Raw genomic sequence first — 17,322 nt, forward strand, 5'->3', positions numbered from 1 at the left:
GCTGCGCAGCACGAAGTGATGCGCTGCAGAGCCGGGGCCCATCGGACCGCGGAGTTTGTCGCCTCATGGGTCTCGGTTCTGCGCAGCAACGCAAAGAGCGTTGCAGCGCGCCCGGGACACGAGAGCGTGGTTGGCGCCCCCTACTTCAACCCGAACCACAGCGTGGCGATGCCGAGGAAGGAGAAGAAGCCGACGACATCCGTCACCGTCGTCACGAACGTGCCCGACGCCACCGCCGGATCGGCCCTGACGCGTTCGAGCGCCATCGGGATCAGGATGCCGCCGAGCGCGCCGGCGACCAGGTTCACGATGATCGCGAGCCCGATGACGACACCGAGGCCGGGGATCTTGAACCAAGCCACCGCGGCGACACCGGTGATCACGGCGAAGGCCACGCCGTTGATGAGACCGACCAGCGTCTCGCGGATGACGACGCGCCAGGCGTTGGAGGAGCCGAGCTCGCGGGTCGCGAGCGCCCTGACCGCGACCGTCATGGTCTGGGTCGCCGCATTGCCGCCCTGGCTCGCGACGATCGGCGCCAGCACGGCGAGCGCCACCATCTGTTCGAGCTGGCCCTCGAACAGGCCGAGCACGGAGGACGCCAGGAAGGCCGTGGCCAGATTGATCAACAGCCAGTTGAAGCGGCCGCGCGCGATGGTGAGAAACGTGTCCGACAGCTCTTCGTCGCTGGTGACACCGCCGAGCGCCTTGAGGTCCTCGTCCGCCTCTTCCTCGATGACGTCGACGACGTCGTCGACGGTGATGACGCCAACGAGGCGGTCCTGGGTGTCGAGCACGGGTGCCGCGACGAGGTTGTACTTGCCGAACATGCGCGCCACCTCCTCCTGGTCCTCCAGGACGGAGACGCGGCGACGATCCTCGTCGGTCAGCTCGGTGAGAGGCACCGGGCGGCGCGCCCGCAGCAGCACATCCAAGGGAACCGCGCCCTGCCAGTGCCGGTCCTTGTCGACGACATAGATCTCGTAGAAGCGGTCCGGCAGATCGGGCGTGTCGCGCATATAGTCGATCGCCTGCCCGACCGTGAAATCCTGCGGCACCGCGATGAACTCGGTCTGCATGCGCCGTCCGGCAGAGTTTTCCGGATACAGCAGGCTGCGTTCGAGGGCGACGCGCTCCTGCAGCGGCAGCTTCTCGAGGATCTCCTCCTGCTCCTCCTCGTCGAGGGTTTCGAGCAGTTCGACCGCATCGTCGGATTCCAGCTCGCGGACGCCCTCGGCGACCGTCTCGGGCGGCAGCTCGTCGAGGATCTCCTCGCGGACGGTCTCGTCGACCTCGTTCAGTGCGGAAAAGTCGAAATCGGCTCCCGTCAGCTCGACCAGGCGGACGCGGTCGTCGGGCGCGAGCGCCGCGATGAGATCGCCGAGATCGGCCTCGTGCAGGTCGGCGACGCAGGCCCGCAGCGCAGCGCTGTCGCCGGCCTCGATCGCATGGGCGATTTCCTCGACGAATTCGTGCCGAATTTCGCCCTCTTCATTGCGCATCGGGACGTGGTCGAGTACCAATGCCTCGGCGGCCGCAGCACCATCGATATGTTCATCCATGGAACGCCTCGCCGTTGAACAGGTTGGTCATTTTGGGCTGACGGTCAGCCAATACCCTCAACGTAATCGGGAGCGCAATGGCAAAGATGCAGCGGCCGAAATGGACCTCGATCACGATGGGCGTAGCTCTTGCCGCCCTCACCGCGATCGGCTCAGTCAAGGCCGCGGACTGCCCGCGGAGCGATGCGCTCGGCACTTCGCGGATCCTGAGCGTCGATGCCAAGACCACGCCGCGTGTCGGCCTGAAGAGTTTTCCGCAGACGCTGCCGCTCGCTGATCATGAGGTGGTGCTGACCTTCGACGACGGCCCGCGTCCGCAGACCACCTCGAAGGTGTTGGCCGCGCTGGCGCAGGAATGCGTGCGCGCGACCTTCTTCCTGGTCGGCCGGAGCGCCGCCGAACATCCCGACATGGTCAAACGCATCGCCCGCGAGGGTCACACCATCGGCCACCACACCTGGTCGCATCCATACATGGGCCGGATCCCGGCCGATGCGGCCAAATACGAAATCGACCACGGCATCGCCACCGACGAGATGGCGCTGCACGGGGTCGCAACGACGACGCCGTCGACGCCGTTCTTCCGCTTCCCCTATTTCGAGTCCACGCCGGCCCAGCTCGATCTGCTCCAGTCGCGCGGCATCGTCGTGTTCGGTGCCGATCTCTGGGCCAGCGACTGGAACGACATGACGCCGGAGCAGGAATTGAAGCTGATCAGCGACCGCATCACCGCTGCCGGCAAGGGCATCATCCTGTTCCACGATGCCCAGGCGCGTACGGCGGCGATGATGCCGGCCTTCCTGCGGTTTTTGCGGGAAAACGGCTTTCACATCGTCCATATCGTCCCGGCGGATACACCACAGAAGAACGCCGACGCGCATTGATGCCGGAATGTCACGCCGGTGCAAAATGGGGTGATTTGAGCCCTATTAACACTCTGTTCATGCTACCCCATGCAAAGATTGGAGGGTGTTGCGCCTGAACCGTTTCCGGGCGTCTCCGACCTACGGATATGGGCGCAATCGCAGACGAGGACTTACGAGCTTCATGATCGGCAGTAGCGTTGTTTTTCGGACGCGATCGTGGACCGTCCTGCTCCTGGGGTTCCTGACCACGGCATCGCCCGCGGCCTTCGCTGCCGAATGCCCCGGCCATCCGGACGCGCTCGGCACCTCACGCACGCTCGTCGTCGATCCGCATGAGCATCCGCGCATCGGCACCATGCAGTACCGCGAGACGCTGCCGCTGAAGGACCACGAGGTGGTGCTGACCTTCGACGACGGTCCGCTGCCGAAGTATTCCAATCAGGTGCTCCAGATCCTCGCCGACGAGTGCATCAAGGCGACCTTCTTCATCATCGGCGAACAGGCCAAGGCGAATCCGGAAGGCGTGCGCAAGCTTGTCGCGGCGGGCCACACCGTCGGCACCCACAGCATGAACCATCCGCTGACAATGGACCGGATGCCGCTCGACAAGGCCGAGGCGCAGATCAACGGCGGCATCGAGTGGACGTCGGCTGCGATGAGCGATCCGTCCAAGCTCGCGCCGTTCTTCCGCATTCCCGGCCTGATGCGCGCCGATGGCGTCGAAAACCTCCTGATTTCGCGCGGCATCCAGGTCTGGAGCGCCGACTTCCCGGCCGACGACTGGCGCCACATCTCGTCCGATCGCGTCTACCAGCTCGCGATCCAGCGGCTGGAGGCCAAGGGCAAGGGCATCCTGCTGCTGCATGACATCCAGGCGCGCACCGTGGCGGCGCTGCCCAAGATCATCCGTGACCTGAAGGCACGCGGCTATCGCATCGTCCATGTGGTGCCAGCGACCGCCGACCGGCCGGCGACGCCGACCACCGCCGTGGAGTGGCTGCTGCATCCGCCGACGGAAACGACGCCGATCGCACGCTGGCCCGCCGTGCCCAACTTCGTGTTCGCGCAGACCGCGACGCTGCCCGCGCCTGGCCTCGCCGATCTCAACACGCAGACCGCGCTCCAGCCGCAGGTATTGCCGCACAAGACCAGGGCGCAGGACGATGTCGCCGCCACGCTGCCCGCGCCCGGACGCGATCTCTTCGCGATCCCCGAGGGCTCGGTCGAGGTGCTGCTGTCGACGACCTTGTCGCGGCGGGCCGCAACCTGGCTTGCAATGGCAGCCGAAGCACCGCGTGCGGGCAAAGGCAAGGCGGCAAAGATGCAGGCCCGGCGAACCGCGCATGCTGCACACGCAGCGCCGAAGCGCGCCGCTCAGGCCAAAAGCACGGCGCCCCGCCCGACCCGCGTCGCCACCAGCGTGAAGAAGCGCGCCTGAAGCGCGACGAGGTCATCGCGCTTCAGGTTGTTGTTTCGAGCATGATCTCCGCGCAAACGCGTTCCGCGTTTGTCGCGAGGGAAAACCGCTGCACGCTTGTCCGGATCGTGCTTCAAGCTGTCACTGCCGCATGATGTTGGCGACGCAGAGCAGCACGATCAGCGCCAGGAAGAACAAATCCATATAGGATTTGAGCTCGCCGTCACGGCGCAGCCGTGCGACATCCATCACTATCTGCTTGCGCCCGCTGGTTCCGCCCGAGCCGTCATTGATCGGCGCCTGCAGGCGCTTGGTCTCGGCTTCCAGCTTCTCGATCTTCTGGAAGAAGTAGAATGCGCGGAGCGTCGAGGCCGCGCGCATGCCGCTATAGACCAGCACCAGGATCGCGAGGACCGCGCGGTTCTGATACTTTTCCATGAAGTTCAGACTGAAATAGACCAGCGCCATGAATGCGAAGTTGGTCAGGAAGCGGTAGACGAAGCTTAGAAAGACCATGCTGGCTCCAGCCCGAGAGAGGTCGTGCGAGGCCCGTCTACGCCGATTTTGTTTCAACAAAGATACCAGCGCCCGCGTGCCGCCGCCTTTTAGCCACGCGCCGCCATAATGCAAGCGAGAGCGGGGCTGCCCGTCCGCGCAGTCCGCGGCTCGATGGAGATTCGACCGAAGCTACGGTAGACTGCTGCCGCTGCCATATCTGAGGTCTGCGGATTGGGGTCTGCCGATGCCGAAGAAGGGAATCACGGGCCACGACGACTGGGTCCTGACCGAGGCGCTCGCAACCGCGCTGGTCGCGCTGGAGCAGCTTGAGGCCAAGCACCAGCCGAGCGCGCATATGGACGACATCCGCAAGCTGCTCTCGAACGGCAAGGAGCCGTCCGCGGTGAGCCTGCATCTCGCCCAGGCCAAATGCCGCCTGTTCCCGGAGACGGATCCGCTCGAGATCTACAAGGAATACGGGATCGGCGAGGAATATGGCTAGCCGCCCATTGAGCGGTGCCATCCAGCGCGATTTCAACGAGTTGCCGACGGTCCTTCAGGCTCAGGCTTCACCTGAGCCGCGACCGGCGCCGCCATGCCGCGCGGAGAATCGAATTGAAAGCCTTCAGGACCACGATCGCAAAGAGGCAGACCGCTTTCAGCAAGGCGAGCTAGCATGCCAGCTTGCACGGCTACTTCGCCGCCGACGTGATATCGCCCGCCGTTCCCGTTCCGCCTTCCTGTCCATCCGAGCCGAGTGAAAGGATCTCGTACGGATCCTTCGCCCCGGGCCGTCAGGATCCCCGGCCGGCGAACGCGATGGCATTCCACCCTTCGCGATTCCTGCCCCTTCGGCAGTCCGACCGGCGGCGGCCCTGTGCGCCAAGCCGGTATATCCCTGTGGATAGCCTGTGGAGAGGTCGCGCCAAAGCGCGCCCTACGGACCGCAAAACTTCAACAATTTCAGGAGAGTGTGGTGCGCTCGGAGGGACTCGAACCCCCACGATTTTACTCACTGCCACCTCAAGGCAGCGCGTCTACCAATTCCGCCACGAGCGCTTTGGGGATGCCGGCTTAGGGCTTGAGGCCTGCCGGATCAACGGCGCCGATCTAACAAATCCATCAGTGGGGTACAAGCCTGCAAAGGCCCCGAATTCCACAAGCTTGGCAGGAAAATTCCTGCCCCGCCCCCTATCGGCCTTATCTCGTGCCTTGCGTCCGCGGCAGCATCTGCTTGACCTCGACCGCGATCCGGTTGCGGTCGACCAGCACGACGCCGGAGGCCACGGGCAGATTGTTGGCGAGAACCTTGACCTCGTCGGCCTCGGTTGCGTCCAGCTCGATGATGGCGCCGCGGGAAAGACGTAATACTTGATGGATGGGCATGGTGGTCGTCCCGAGGACGACCATGAGATCCACGGTGACTTTGTCGAGAGTAGGCACTGTCAGCACCACCGCAACTGGAGACTTACGCCAAAGGACTTGGCATTTGCGCCTGCAATCATCACCACGTTATGGTTAGCCAATGGTTAATTCGCCCCAAAACCCCCGCCAAGAGCTCGATTTGACGTCGTTTTCCGCCGCAGGCGGCGAACCCGTCGAATGGCGAATCTCGGACGCGCCCGTGCCCTATCCGGAGGCCGTGGCCGCCATGGAGGCCCGCGTCGCCGCCATTGCGGCGGGCGAGGCACCCGAGCTGGTCTGGCTGCTCGAACACCCCCCGCTCTACACGTCCGGAACCTCCGGCAAGGCTTCCGACCTGCTCGATCCCCGATTCCCGACCTTTGCCACCGGGCGCGGCGGCCAGCTCACCTATCACGGCCCGGGCCAGCGGGTGGCCTACATCATGCTCGACCTCAAGCGGCGCCGGCCGGACGTCCGGGCCTATGTCGCGAGCCTGGAGGAACTGATCCTGAAGACGCTGGCCGCCTTCAACGTCCGCGGCGAGCGGCGCGAGGATCGGGTCGGCGTCTGGGTGAAGCGGCCCGACAAGGGGCCTGAGCACGAGGACAAGATCGCGGCGATCGGCGTGCGGCTGAAGCGCTGGGTCTCGTTCCACGGCATCGCCATCAATGTCGAGCCGGAGCTTTCGCATTTCGCCGGCATCGTCCCCTGTGGTGTTGCCGATCCCCGTTACGGCGTCACCTCACTGGTCGATCTCGGCCAGCTCGTGACGCTGGCCGATGTCGACGTCGCGCTTCGGCAGGCTTTTGAAGAGCTGTTCGGGCCGACCCGTGCCCTGCTGCCGGAGGTGGCGGTCTAACTCATTCCTGTTGGACGCACACCGATCGCGTTCTCGATGAGCGCGAATCGGTTACGCTTGGTTCAGGTGCCGCCCACACCTCCCCCCTCCGCCGGGAAAGCAGACCTCATGCCGGGCGACTAAACCATCGGACCGACTGTTCGAGCACTGGGCATAAGGAGGGATTGCGTTATCTGCTCGCAATGGGAGGTTTGACGATGAAATTGTCTGCGCCGATCTATCACCTGAAGCGAAAAGCAAAGCGCCTCTCCCGCGAGGAAGGAATTCCGCTCCACGACGCGCTTGATCGCGTTGCCACGACGGAAGGGTTTTCCGCCTGGAGCATGCTTGCTGCGAAAGCCGCCGCACTGACGCCTGCCAACAGACTGTTCCCGCAATTCAGGCCGGGCGATCTGGTGCTGGTCGGCGCGCGCCCTGGTCAGGGCAAGACCTTGATGAGCCTCGAACTCGCCGTGGAGGCCATGAAGTCCGGTCATCGCGCCGCGTTCTTCTCGCTCGAATACACCGAGAAAGACGTGCTGGACCGCTTGCGTGCGATCGGCGTGGAGCCGGCGGAGTTCGACAAGCTCTTCGAGGTCGATTGCTCCGACGCCATCAGCGCCGACTACATCGTCAAGCAAATGGCCACGGTCCCCCGCGGGACGGTCGTGGTGATCGATTATCTGCAACTGCTCGACCAGCGGCGGGAAAACCCCGATCTGACCGTTCAGGTGCGCGCGCTCAAATCCTTCGCGCAAGACAGGGGGCTGATCGTCGTCTTCATCTCCCAGATCGATCGATCCTATGATCCTTCGATCAAGCCCTGCCCCGATCTCGGCGATGTCAGACTGCCGAACCCGCTGGATCTAGGGTTGTTCGACAAGACGTGCTTCCTGAACAATTCCGAGGTTCAGTTCCGCGCGGCAAGCTGACAAGAAATGCCGCGGGTGAGATCCCTCACCCGCGGCTCGCAGCCTCACGCCGCCTTCAAGGAAACCTCGAGCTTTCCGGCGATGTAGCGGCGCTCCTGGGTCAGGCCGCCGAAGCCGTAGGCATCGCCCTTGACCTCGTCGACGTGCAGGTAGGTCTCGGGATGCAGCGGGCCAAGAATCTCGGCCATGCGCTTGAACATTGCGGCGAGATAGGCGGCCTTCTCGTCCTTGGTGTTGGTGCCTTCGGTGATGTGGATGTCGATCCAGTAGCTCGCGAGCTTCTCGTCGGCGAGCGACTTGCCGCCGGCGAACCAGTCACCCGGATCGACCGACTTCACGATGATGGCGGTGACCTTGGGATCCTTGTGCAGGATCTTTGCGGTGAGCTCGGACACGGCGCTCGCGATGTCGGCCTTCAGCGACGGCGACTGGCGGGACGAAGTATAGGACACGGTGATCAGGGGCATTGTCGTTCTCCTCAAGAAGCTGCGCTGTTTGCGCGGCGTTAGTGAGAAGCTAGACCTTGCCTCATCATTTTGGTATCTTATCTATTCTGATACCAGTGATAAACATTCATAATGACAGCCACACTCGACATTGCGACCGTCCAGGCCTTCCTGCTGGTCGCCGACCTCCAGAGCTTTACCCGCGCCGCCGAGGCACTCGGCACGACGCAGGCGGCCGTCAGCCTCAAGCTGCAACGGCTCGAGACCTTGCTGGGCAAGCGTCTCGTCGAACGCTCGCCGCGTGCCGTCCGCCTCACCGCCGAGGGCGCGACATTCCTCGATCGCGCCCGCGCGCTGATGGCGGCGCATGACCGTGCGCTCTCGGGCGAGGCACCGGCCGCGCAATCGCTCTCGCTCGGCATCTCCGATCATGCCGCCGGCCCGGAGCTCGTGCCGCTACTCGAACGGCTGCATGCGATGTCATCGAACCTGACGCTGGCCGTCACCATCGGCTTCTCGCGCGAGATGCAGGACGCCTATGACGCGGGCGAGCTCGACGCGGTGATCGTCCGCCAGGAAGGCAGCCGCCGCGGCGGCGAAAAACTCACCGAGGACGAGTTCGGCTGGTTCGCATCGCGACGCTTCGCGCTACCGAAGGGCGAAGCGCTGCCACTTGCGACGCTCGCCCCGCCCTGCGGTGTCCGCGCCGTCGCTGTGCGCGCGCTCGACAAGGCCGGCATTGCCTGGCGCGAGCGCTTTGTCGGCGGCGGCGTGACAGCGGTGGTCGCGGCCGCGATCGCGGGACTTGCGATCGCGCCGCTAGCGCGCCGGATTGCGCCTCCTGGGCTCATCGACATCGGGCCTGCGCACAAGCTGCCAAAACTCGGCAGCTCCAAGGTGATGCTGCATTCGAAGGTCAGCGATCCGGCAAAACTGGCGGCTCTTCGTGCGGTAGCGGCGACGTTCCGGAGCGCAGCGACTTAATGCCTCGACCCTCCACGCTCTTCGCCGGCGTATCGGCCTGCGATGGACCAATAGACCGTTCCGGCGATTGCCCCCACCACGACAAACAAAGCACTCAGCTGGGGGAGGATTCGAAATATAAGCGCGCCGCTCATCGCTCCAATCGCGGCACCACCTGAGATATAGAACAGCCTCGAGCGTACTCGCAGAGCTTCAGCGAAACTGATCAAGAGCGCGGCAGGAAGCCCTGTGAACAAACACACGAGAACGAGGGTGAACGGGAACCCCACAACCATGGAAGGAACAGCGCTTAGGGATTGCTCCAACCAGAGCCGGACTGCGAGCATAACCGAGTCCAATGCAAAAGTTGCCGTCAAGCATCCACGAAACCAGCCGCTCGTAACGCGGGGACATGCAGCGCAGGCCATGACGTCACCTCACAGGATCGCCTCGAACGCGCTGCGCAGTGTCTCGTGCCGAAACACAAAGCCGCGGCTCAGCGCCTTGTTCGGCAGCACGCGCTGACCGCCGAGCAGGAGCTCGTCGGCAAAGCCGCCACCGATCCGGCGCAGCAGGCCGCCGGGAATGCGGAACACCGCGGGCCGGTGCAAACGGCGACCGAGTTCTTCCGTGAACTTTGCGTTGGTGACGGGGATCGGCGCGGTGGCGTTGACGGGACCGGCGAGATCGGGCGTTGCCATCACATAGGCGATCAGCCTGATCAGATCGTCGCGCTCGATCCAGGACATCCACTGCCGCCCGGTGCCGAGCGGACCACCAAGCCCGAACTCGAACGGCGTCAGCATGCGCGTGATGAAACCGCCTTCCGTGCCCAGTACGAGGCCGATGCGCAAATTGACCACGCGCACGCCGAACTCTTCCGCCGGCCGCGCCGCACTCTCCCAGGCTGCGCACAGCTCGTGGCTGAAGCAGGCGTGAGATTTCGCCGACTCCGTCAGCACCTGGTCGGCCCACAGGCCGTACCAGCCGATCGCGGAGCCGCTGACGAGCACCTCGGGCTTGCGCTCGAGCCGCGCTATCAGTTTTACGACCTCACCGGTCATGTCGACGCGTGAGCCGATGATCTTCGCGCGCTTCGCCTCGGTCCACAGGCCGTTGCCGATCGGCTCGCCGGCGAGATTGACGATGGCGTCGATTGGCGTGTCCGCGGCAAGCTGATTGAGGCTGGTGATCAGCGTCACCGGGGGCGGCAGCATCTCGGCCTTGGCGGGGTTGCGGATCAGCGCGATGACGTGATGCCCTGCCCCACTGAGACTCGCCGCGAGGCGGCTGCCGATGAACCCGGTGGCGCCGGTGATCAGCACGGTCTTGCGGCCGGAGATCTTCTCAACGAGTCCTTGCGCGGGCACGCTCTTCATCCGGCCGAGCCGACGCATCGCGGCAAAATCCCTGACGCCGCAGAGCGCTGCACCAACTGCGCAGGCAGTCGCGGCGAAGCTGAGCAAGCCCTGATGCACGACCTTCACGCCGAACGGCTGCATCGCCCAATCGATCAGCACGGGCAGCAACAGCACCAGGATAGCCCCGTAATTGATCGCAAGCAGCGTGTGATTGATCCGTTCGCTCGGCGGCAGTTTCCGGCTCAGATCCTCCTCGACGAAATCCATCAGCGTGATGACGATCTCGGCAACGAGGACCGCGACGATCGCCAGCGCCAGCACGCCGTAGACCTCGAGCCACCCGAGCAGCAGGAACAACAGCGCGTAGAGCATGTTGCGGATGCCGTGCAGCTTCAGCTCGAAGCGCTGCGACGGACGCCAGGCGAGGCGCTCGGTGAATTCGTGGTGATAGAAGGTGTCGAACACACCCATCACGATCTGGATGGCGATGAGCGTCCACAAGAGCGGGGTCATGACACGGCCTCCCTGAACACGGCGGACTGGTGGATCAGCGCGCCGTAACGCGGATGAATGACATCGAGGGTGAAGCGGAATGCGCCCTCGCCGAGATCGGAATGCGTCACCGTGAGGTTGCCCGGCGTGAGCCATTGCGGCAGCGGAATCCACAGACTTCCGAGCTGCAGTCCATAAGCAGCGCTGCGGAAAGTCAGCGCCTCGCCTTCAACCGCGATACGCAGCGCCATCGAGACGCCGAAGCCGACATATTCCTCGAGCCCGGTCGGGCCGGCGAAACGCTTGGCGGAATGGATCACCTGCGGAAAGCCGCGCTTGCGCGCGCAAATGCGGGTCCAGGTCTGGCCGCCGGTTGCGCCATCCTCGGTCACGGTCACGATCATCGGCACGCCGGTGTCGCGGCCGGTCGGCAATGGCCCGCCGATCAGGCGCGCGGCCTGCGCAAACCACCAGCCGATGTCGCTGAAGGAGACCTCGTCGACGACCCCGACATAGACCACGCTGTCGCCGTCAGCGACGCGCTTGGAAAAGCGCCGCCAGGTTGCGAGCGGCAGCCGGCCCCAATCCTCATCCGACAACAGCGCGCGGAAACGGCGGTCGTCGAGCAGTTTGATGTGAGCGGAGGGAGTTGCGTTGGAGCCTGATAATCTCGCCGACGTCATCACACCCTCCTCGAAACTATTTGGCCTTGCCCAGCGGCAGCAGGTTGGCGATCTTCTCGCCAAGCCGCATCAGAGCGACCAGCCGCGGCCGCGGCACTTTCAGCATCTGCATGAACCAGTGGTCGGCGAGCTCGGTGAAGGCGAGCATCTCCTTCAGCCGTTTGCTCGCGACCGGATTGATGGTTGGATCGTCGGCAGCATCGGTCACGCAGGCCCGCAGCGCCGTGATCGCCGGATCGAGCTCCCGCTCCTTGCGCCGCGCCGCAATCCTCGCCGCAACCTCCCAGATGTCGGTCTCGGCCTCGTAATGATCGCGGCGGTCGCCGAGGATCGGCACCCGCCGGATCAGGTTCCAGGCGAGCAACTCCTTCAGCGAATTGGAGACGTTGGAGCGCGCCATGCCGAGCGTTTCGGCGATGTCCTCGGCCGTCATCGGCGCTTCGGCGAGATAGAGCAGCCCGTGGATCTGGCTGACCGAGCGGTTGACGCCCCACTGATCCCCCATGTCGCCCCAATGCAGGATGAAGCGCTCGACGGCGGCTGGGAGTTTCTTCTTTCCGGTTGTTTCTGTCATAACAGAAATATCTGACGAATGCGATTGCGTGTCAAGTGCCGGACGACGGCTTGCAACGTGCATACCGGTGGTCGTATTTGCCTAAAAAACATCCGAGCAACGGGAACCAAACGCCTTCTGGAGCGTTTGCACCCGTTAAGGCGGGGTCCGGAATGTTCAAAAAGTCCAGTCAACAGAGAGACTTGTTCGAGAGCGAGCGGAGTTTCCGGCTGTTGGTGGAAGGAGTCGCGGATTACGCGCTCTACATGCTCGACCCCACCGGCATCATCACCAGCTGGAACATCGGCGGCGAGCGGATCAAGGGCTATTCGCCCGAGGAGATCCTCGGACAGCATTTCTCGCGCTTCTATACCGAGACCGACCGTGCCAACGGCAAGCCTGCCCGTGCGCTCGGCATCGCGCGGGACCAGGGCCGCTACGAGGAGGAAGGCTGGCGGGTCCGCAAGGACGGCACCTTTTTCTGGGCGAGCGTCGTGATCGACCCGATCTATGAGGACGGCAACCTCGTCGGCTTCGCCAAGATCACCCGCGACATCACCGAGCGCCGCAACACGCAAATCAAGCTAGAGGCAATGCAGACGCAGCTCGCCGAGTCGCAGAAGTTCGATGCGCTCGGCCAGCTCACCGGCGGGGTCGCACACGACTTCAACAATCTGCTGATGATCATCAGCGGCAGCCTTCACATTCTGAAGAAGGGCGACCCCGACGATTCCAAGTTTCAGCGCGCAGTCCTGGCGATCGAGACCGCCACCAAGCGCGGCGCCGCGCTAACCGGACAGCTTTTGACTTTCGCAAGACGCCAGAGCGTCAACCCGCAGGCAATCCATTTCGGCGACCGCATCGAGGCGATCCGCGAGGTTCTCAGCGCCGGCCTCGGCAGCGCGGTTCGTCTCGCCTTCGACATCGATCGCGAGGTCTGGCCAGTCCGGGCCGACGTCTCCGAACTCGAGACGGGGCTGCTCAATCTCGTCATCAACGCCCGCGATGCCATGCCCGACGGCGGCACGGTGACGATCGGCGCGCACAACGTCGTGCTGCACGATCCGCTCCGCAGCGGCGAGTTCGTCGCGATCACGGTGGCCGATACCGGGCTCGGCATCCCCTCCGACGTCGTCGACAAGATCTTCGAACCGTTCTTCACGACCAAACCGGTCGGGAAAGGCACCGGCCTCGGCCTGTCACAGGTGCACGGCTTTGCGCATCAGGCCGGCGGCACGGTCAAGGTCGCAAGCGAGCTCGGCAAGGGCACGACCTTCACCATCCTGCTGCCGCGAGAGACCGGAGCCACACCGCGCGAGGCGCCTGAGCCCGCGCCGATGCGCGGCAGCGGCACGGTGCTGCTGGTCGAGGACAATCCTGATGTCGCCATCGTCAGCATCGGCTTGCTGGAGCAGCTCGGCTACCGCGTCCGCCGGGTTGCCGACGCAGAGGCCGCACTGCGCGAGCTCGAGCACAACGGCGTCGACTTCGTGTTCTCCGACATCGTCATGCCGGGCAAGATGGATGGGCTCGGCCTTGCCCATCACCTCCGCGAGGTCCACCCCGAACTGCCGATCCTGCTCGCCAGCGGCTACAGCGAAGCCGCCGCCGGTGTGCGCGGCGATTTCCCGATCCTGCGCAAACCCTACGAGATTCACGAGCTCAGCGAGGCGATCTCGAAGCTGCCGAGGTGACTCTTAACCTCTCGATCTCAAGGCACCCAAGCCTCCACGGCGTCATGGCCGGGCTCGTCCCGGCCATCCACGTCTAGCGGCACGAAGAACGTGGATGCCCGGGACAAGCCCGGGCATGACGATCTTCTCCAACGCTACACCGTCGCCAGAACCGAAAACGCTTCCCCTGCCCTGCGCAGATTCAATTCATCCACACTGGCCGTTTCACTCGTCACGCTGTCCACCCGCGATGACGGCGGACCGTGGCGGCACAGCGCGACCATGTCGGCAACGTGCGTCGGCGCTCCCGCGAACAGCGCTTCCACGCTGCCATCGCGGCGGTTGCGGACCCAGCCTTCGAGGCCGCTCGCCGTCGCCTGGTATTCGACCCAGGCCCGGTAACCGACGCCCTGCACGCGGCCGCGGATCATGACCTGGAGGATCGCCCGGCTCATTTTTTCAATCCGAGAAGGTCGGCGCTACGCGCTTTTACCTCGGCTTCGCGCGTGACGCGATTGGTCAGCTCCGCTGACGGCAGTCCCTTCAGCGCTTTCGGCGCCGTGCCCTCTCGCAATGCCTTCTGGACGTCGTAGACGGCTTGCGTTGCGGCCGCGATCGGCGCGTGGCCCTGAAGGGCGATGCGGACGCGTTGGCTGGCAAGATAGTCGATCGCGTTCAATTCGTCCGGCGCCCCGCCAAGCACGATCGGCAGGCGCGTTGCGGATACGATGGATTCGAGCTCGGCGCGCGACTTGATGCCGGTGAAGAACAGCGCATCGACGCCGGTGGCTTCATAGGCCCTGGCGCGGCGGATCGCGTCCTCGATCGAGGTGATCGAGGCAGCTCCGGTGCGGCCCATGATGACCAGTGTGGGATCGCCACGGCCATCGAGCGCAGCCTTCATCTTGCCGACCCCCTCCTCCAGGGAGATCAGCTGCGCCTTCGCTTCACCGAAAGCTGCGGGCAGCAACGTGTCCTCGATGGTGAGACCGGCCGCCCCTGCCGTCTCGAGCTCCTGCACCGTGCGGCGCACGTTGAGCGCATTGCCATAGCCGTGATCGGCATCGACCAGCACCGGCAGCGCGGCGGCACGCGACATCCGCCGCATCTGCTCGGCGAGCTCTGTGAGCGTGATCAGGGTGACATCGGGATCGCCGAGCACGGCAAGCGAGGCCACCGAACCGCCGAACATGCCGAGCGGAAAACCGAGATCCTCGGCAATGCGGATCGAGATCGCGTCATAGACCGAGCCGGGATGGACGCAAGCCGTGCCGGACAGGATGGAACGAAGTTTCTCGCGGCGGGAACGAAAGGCCATGGTGCCCTCTCTCAGTCGGAATGCATCCCCAGCGTCGTCCCGGCGAAGGCCGGGACCCATAGCCCCAGGAAGGAGTTCGGCGAAGGCTGGTCGCCAGAGACATTCCAACGCCGCTGACACCGCACTTTACCGATAGATCACGCGGTATGGGTCCCGGCCTTCGCCGGGACGACACAGAGACCCTTACGCAAACTCCAAAATCAGCGCGTCCACCGCGAGCGTCGCGCCGGCGCTGGCGTGGATCTTCTTCACGGTGCCATCCTGCTCGGCGCGGAGCACGTTCTGCATCTTCATGGCTTCGACCACGGCCAGCGTCTCGCCGGCCTTGACCTCCTGCCCTTCGGTCACTGCGATCGAGACGATGAGGCCCGGCATCGGACACAGCAGCTTCTTGCCGCTGTCGGACGCCGTCGTCACCGGCATCAGCCGCGCCGAGGCCGCTTCCGCTTCGGTCCAGACATAGACCGGCACCTCGACGCCCTGATGTGCGAGACGGATGCCGTTGGCGATCGGGCGCGCCTGTACCGCGATGAAGTGGCCGTCGATGGTGCCCTGCCAGACCGGATCGCCCGGCTTCCACGCCGACTGCAGCAGATGCGCATTGCCGGCCTTGCCATCGGCGTCGATGAAGCGGATCGCGATCGCGTCGCCCTCGCGGGCAACCTCGAGCAAGATCTCCTGGCGGTCGAGCCACACCGCGCGACGACGCTCGCGCTGCACGATCCGTCCGCCCATCTGGCCGGAGATCTGCCGCTTGCGCTCACCGAGCACGTGATCGATGGCGGCGCCGACCGCGGCGATGCGACGTGCAACCTCACCTTCGGGCACGCGCACCGCAAAGCCCTTCGGGAATTCCTCGGCGATGAAGCCGGTCGAGAGATTGCCCTCGCGCCAGCGCGGATGATGCATCAGCGCCGACAGGAACGGGATGTTGTGCCGGATGCCGTCGACATAGAACGAATCCAGCGCGGTCGCCTGCGCCTCGATGGCCGCCGCGCGCGACGGCGCATGCGTGACGAGTTTTGCGATCATCGGATCGTAATGGATCGAGATCTCGCCGCCCTCCTGCACACCGGTGTCGTTGCGCACGGTGATGCCGTCCTTGCTTAACTCCGCCGGCGGGCGATATTTCACCAGCCGCCCGATCGAGGGCAGGAAGTTGCGGAACGGGTCCTCGGCGTAGAGACGCGATTCCACCGCCCAGCCAGTGAGAGTGACGTCCTTCTGGGTGAGCGCAAGCTTCTCGCCGGCGGCCACGCGGATCATCTGCTCGACGAGATCGACGCCGGTGACGAGCTCGGTGACGGGATGCTCGACCTGGAGGCGCGTATTCATCTCCAGGAAGTAGAAGCTCTTGTCCTGGCCTGCGACGAACTCGACCGTGCCGGCGGAATCGTAGTTCACGGCCTTGGCCAGCGCGACCGCCTGCTCGCCCATCTTGCGGCGGGTGGCTTCGTCGAGCAGCGGCGACGGCGCCTCCTCGATGACCTTCTGGTTGCGACGCTGGATCGAGCATTCGCGCTCGCCGAGATAGATCACGTTGCCGTGCTTGTCGCCCAGCACCTGGATCTCGATGTGGCGGGGATCGACGATGAACTTCTCGACGAAGACGCGGTCATCGCCGAACGAGGCCTTGGCTTCTGCCTTGGCGAGATTGAAACCTTCCGCGACCTCGGCCTTCGAATGGGCGATGCGCATGCCCTTGCCGCCACCGCCGGCGGAGGCCTTGATCATCACGGGATAGCCGATCTCGTCGGCGATCTTGACCGCGTGCTTGTCGTCCTCGATGACGCCGAGATATCCAGGCACGGTCGAGACCTTGGCTTTCGCAGCCGCCTTCTTCGATTCGATCTTGTCGCCCATCGCGGCGATCGCGCCGGGGTTCGGGCCGATGAAGACGATGCCGGCGGCCTCCAGCGCGCGCGGAAACGCCTCGCGCTCGGACAGGAAGCCGTAGCCGGGATGCACGGCCTCGGCGCCGGTCTTTTTGCACGCCTCGACGATCTTCTCGATCACCAGATAGCTCTCGGCCGCGGCAGGCGGCCCGATCAGGACGGCCTCGTCGGCCATCTCGACATGGAGGGCGTCGCGGTCGGCCTCGGAATAGACGGCAACCGTCTGAATTCCCATCTTGCGGGCGGACTTGATGACCCGGCAGGCGATTTCGCCGCGGTTGGCGATCAGAATGCGTTTGAACATGCTTTTCTTGAGTCTCGACCTTGGGCGGGACCCATCCCTGGCCGTTGGGGCCTATGGAACGGGCCGTGTGGCTCCCGTGGTACATCAAAATGGGCCGGAGGCAACGGTCTAAATCCG

Annotated in this window: 17 protein-coding genes, 1 tRNA gene and 1 pseudogene; 7 read left to right on the plus strand and 12 right to left on the minus strand. The window is 64.6% G+C overall.

All coding sequences use genetic code 11. The annotated features are described in order from the left end of the window. Positions 1-140: 140 nt before the first annotated feature. Complete coding sequence (mgtE, locus tag NLM31_RS26025) at positions 141-1,562, minus strand: magnesium transporter (protein WP_254194106.1); 1,422 nt, start codon at positions 1,560-1,562, stop codon at positions 141-143. A 77-nt stretch (positions 1,563-1,639) separates the two neighbouring features. Between mgtE and NLM31_RS26030 the strand changes: the two genes are divergently transcribed. Both NLM31_RS26030 and NLM31_RS26035 read left to right on the plus strand, forming a co-directional pair. Continuing rightward, positions 1,640-2,446 carry a polysaccharide deacetylase family protein gene (locus NLM31_RS26030; protein ID WP_254194107.1) on the plus strand — a complete coding sequence of 269 codons (807 nt, stop codon included), beginning with the start codon at positions 1,640-1,642 and terminating at the stop codon, positions 2,444-2,446. Between the two features lie 163 nt (positions 2,447-2,609). Continuing rightward, the gene (locus NLM31_RS26035) at positions 2,610-3,866 is read left to right on the plus strand and encodes a polysaccharide deacetylase family protein (RefSeq protein WP_254194108.1); all 1,257 of its coding nucleotides are present in this window, start codon (positions 2,610-2,612) and stop codon (positions 3,864-3,866) included. Between the two features lie 120 nt (positions 3,867-3,986). On the opposite strand, the gene NLM31_RS26040 is transcribed toward NLM31_RS26035, so the two are convergent. Further along, a complete protein-coding gene (locus NLM31_RS26040; RefSeq protein WP_254132067.1) occupies positions 3,987-4,361 on the minus strand; it encodes a hypothetical protein in 375 nt (124 codons plus the stop codon). A 226-nt stretch (positions 4,362-4,587) separates the two neighbouring features. On the opposite strand from NLM31_RS26040, the gene NLM31_RS26045 reads away from it, so the two are divergent. Next, complete coding sequence (locus NLM31_RS26045; protein WP_254132068.1) at positions 4,588-4,845, plus strand: hypothetical protein; 258 nt, start codon at positions 4,588-4,590, stop codon at positions 4,843-4,845. A gap of 190 nt (positions 4,846-5,035) precedes the next feature. On the opposite strand, the pseudogene NLM31_RS43100 reads toward NLM31_RS26045, so the two are convergent. The 3 genes and pseudogenes from NLM31_RS43100 to NLM31_RS26055 form a co-directional block, all read right to left on the minus strand. Continuing rightward, positions 5,036-5,122, minus strand: a pseudogene (locus tag NLM31_RS43100) (type II secretion system protein GspG); the annotation flags it as partial. 195 nt (positions 5,123-5,317) lie between these two features. Next, a tRNA-Leu gene (locus NLM31_RS26050) sits at positions 5,318-5,402 on the minus strand. 141 nt (positions 5,403-5,543) lie between these two features. Further along, positions 5,544-5,786, minus strand: coding sequence for a FliM/FliN family flagellar motor switch protein (locus NLM31_RS26055; protein ID WP_008141759.1), 243 nt, complete (start codon positions 5,784-5,786; stop codon positions 5,544-5,546). Positions 5,787-5,868: 82 nt separating this feature from the next. Between NLM31_RS26055 and lipB the strand changes: the two genes are divergently transcribed. Further along, positions 5,869-6,606, plus strand: a complete 738-nt coding sequence (gene lipB / locus NLM31_RS26060) for a lipoyl(octanoyl) transferase LipB (RefSeq protein ID WP_254194109.1) — start codon at positions 5,869-5,871, stop codon at positions 6,604-6,606. 197 nt (positions 6,607-6,803) lie between these two features. Next, positions 6,804-7,517: a DNA helicase gene (locus NLM31_RS26065; RefSeq protein ID WP_254132070.1), complete on the plus strand. Its 714-nt coding sequence runs from the start codon at positions 6,804-6,806 to the stop codon at positions 7,515-7,517. Between the two features lie 44 nt (positions 7,518-7,561). Here NLM31_RS26065 and NLM31_RS26070 read toward each other — a convergent pair whose 3' ends face one another. Then, a complete protein-coding gene (locus NLM31_RS26070; RefSeq protein WP_254132071.1) occupies positions 7,562-7,984 on the minus strand; it encodes a 4-oxalocrotonate tautomerase family protein in 423 nt (140 codons plus the stop codon). Positions 7,985-8,095: 111 nt separating this feature from the next. On the opposite strand from NLM31_RS26070, the gene NLM31_RS26075 reads away from it, so the two are divergent. Further along, positions 8,096-8,947, plus strand: a complete 852-nt coding sequence (locus tag NLM31_RS26075; protein WP_254194110.1) for a LysR family transcriptional regulator — start codon at positions 8,096-8,098, stop codon at positions 8,945-8,947. Positions 8,948-9,363: 416 nt separating this feature from the next. Here the strand turns inward: NLM31_RS26075 and NLM31_RS26080 are convergent, their stop codons facing one another. Genes NLM31_RS26080 through NLM31_RS26090 form a run of 3 tightly spaced genes read right to left on the minus strand, consistent with a single transcriptional unit; the run spans position 9,364 to position 12,036 of the window. Further along, complete coding sequence (locus tag NLM31_RS26080; protein WP_254194111.1) at positions 9,364-10,800, minus strand: TIGR01777 family oxidoreductase; 1,437 nt, start codon at positions 10,798-10,800, stop codon at positions 9,364-9,366. Beyond that, a complete protein-coding gene (locus NLM31_RS26085; protein WP_254194112.1) occupies positions 10,797-11,462 on the minus strand; it encodes a DUF4166 domain-containing protein in 666 nt (221 codons plus the stop codon). The genes NLM31_RS26080 and NLM31_RS26085 overlap by 4 nt, the downstream gene beginning before the upstream one ends. A gap of 16 nt (positions 11,463-11,478) precedes the next feature. After that, entirely contained in the window at positions 11,479-12,036 is a 558-nt protein-coding gene (locus NLM31_RS26090; RefSeq protein ID WP_254194113.1) for a GbsR/MarR family transcriptional regulator, read from the minus strand. 152 nt (positions 12,037-12,188) lie between these two features. Here NLM31_RS26090 and NLM31_RS26095 point away from each other — a divergent pair, with 152 nt between their 5' ends. Further along, complete coding sequence (locus NLM31_RS26095; RefSeq protein ID WP_254194114.1) at positions 12,189-13,709, plus strand: PAS domain-containing sensor histidine kinase; 1,521 nt, start codon at positions 12,189-12,191, stop codon at positions 13,707-13,709. A 134-nt stretch (positions 13,710-13,843) separates the two neighbouring features. On the opposite strand, the gene NLM31_RS26100 is transcribed toward NLM31_RS26095, so the two are convergent. The 3 genes from NLM31_RS26100 to NLM31_RS26110 form a co-directional block, all read right to left on the minus strand. Continuing rightward, entirely contained in the window at positions 13,844-14,143 is a 300-nt protein-coding gene (locus NLM31_RS26100) for an acylphosphatase (RefSeq protein ID WP_254194115.1), read from the minus strand. Further along, complete coding sequence (locus NLM31_RS26105; protein WP_254194116.1) at positions 14,140-15,006, minus strand: oxaloacetate decarboxylase; 867 nt, start codon at positions 15,004-15,006, stop codon at positions 14,140-14,142. Before NLM31_RS26105 ends, NLM31_RS26100 begins: the two co-directional genes overlap by 4 nt. Positions 15,007-15,189: 183 nt before the next feature. Beyond that, positions 15,190-17,205: an acetyl/propionyl/methylcrotonyl-CoA carboxylase subunit alpha gene (locus NLM31_RS26110; protein WP_254194117.1), complete on the minus strand. Its 2,016-nt coding sequence runs from the start codon at positions 17,203-17,205 to the stop codon at positions 15,190-15,192. Positions 17,206-17,322: the final 117 nt, after the last annotated feature.

Origin of the sequence: Bradyrhizobium sp. CCGUVB4N, assembly GCF_024199945.1 — a bacterium.
GTDB lineage: Bacteria > Pseudomonadota > Alphaproteobacteria > Rhizobiales > Xanthobacteraceae > Bradyrhizobium.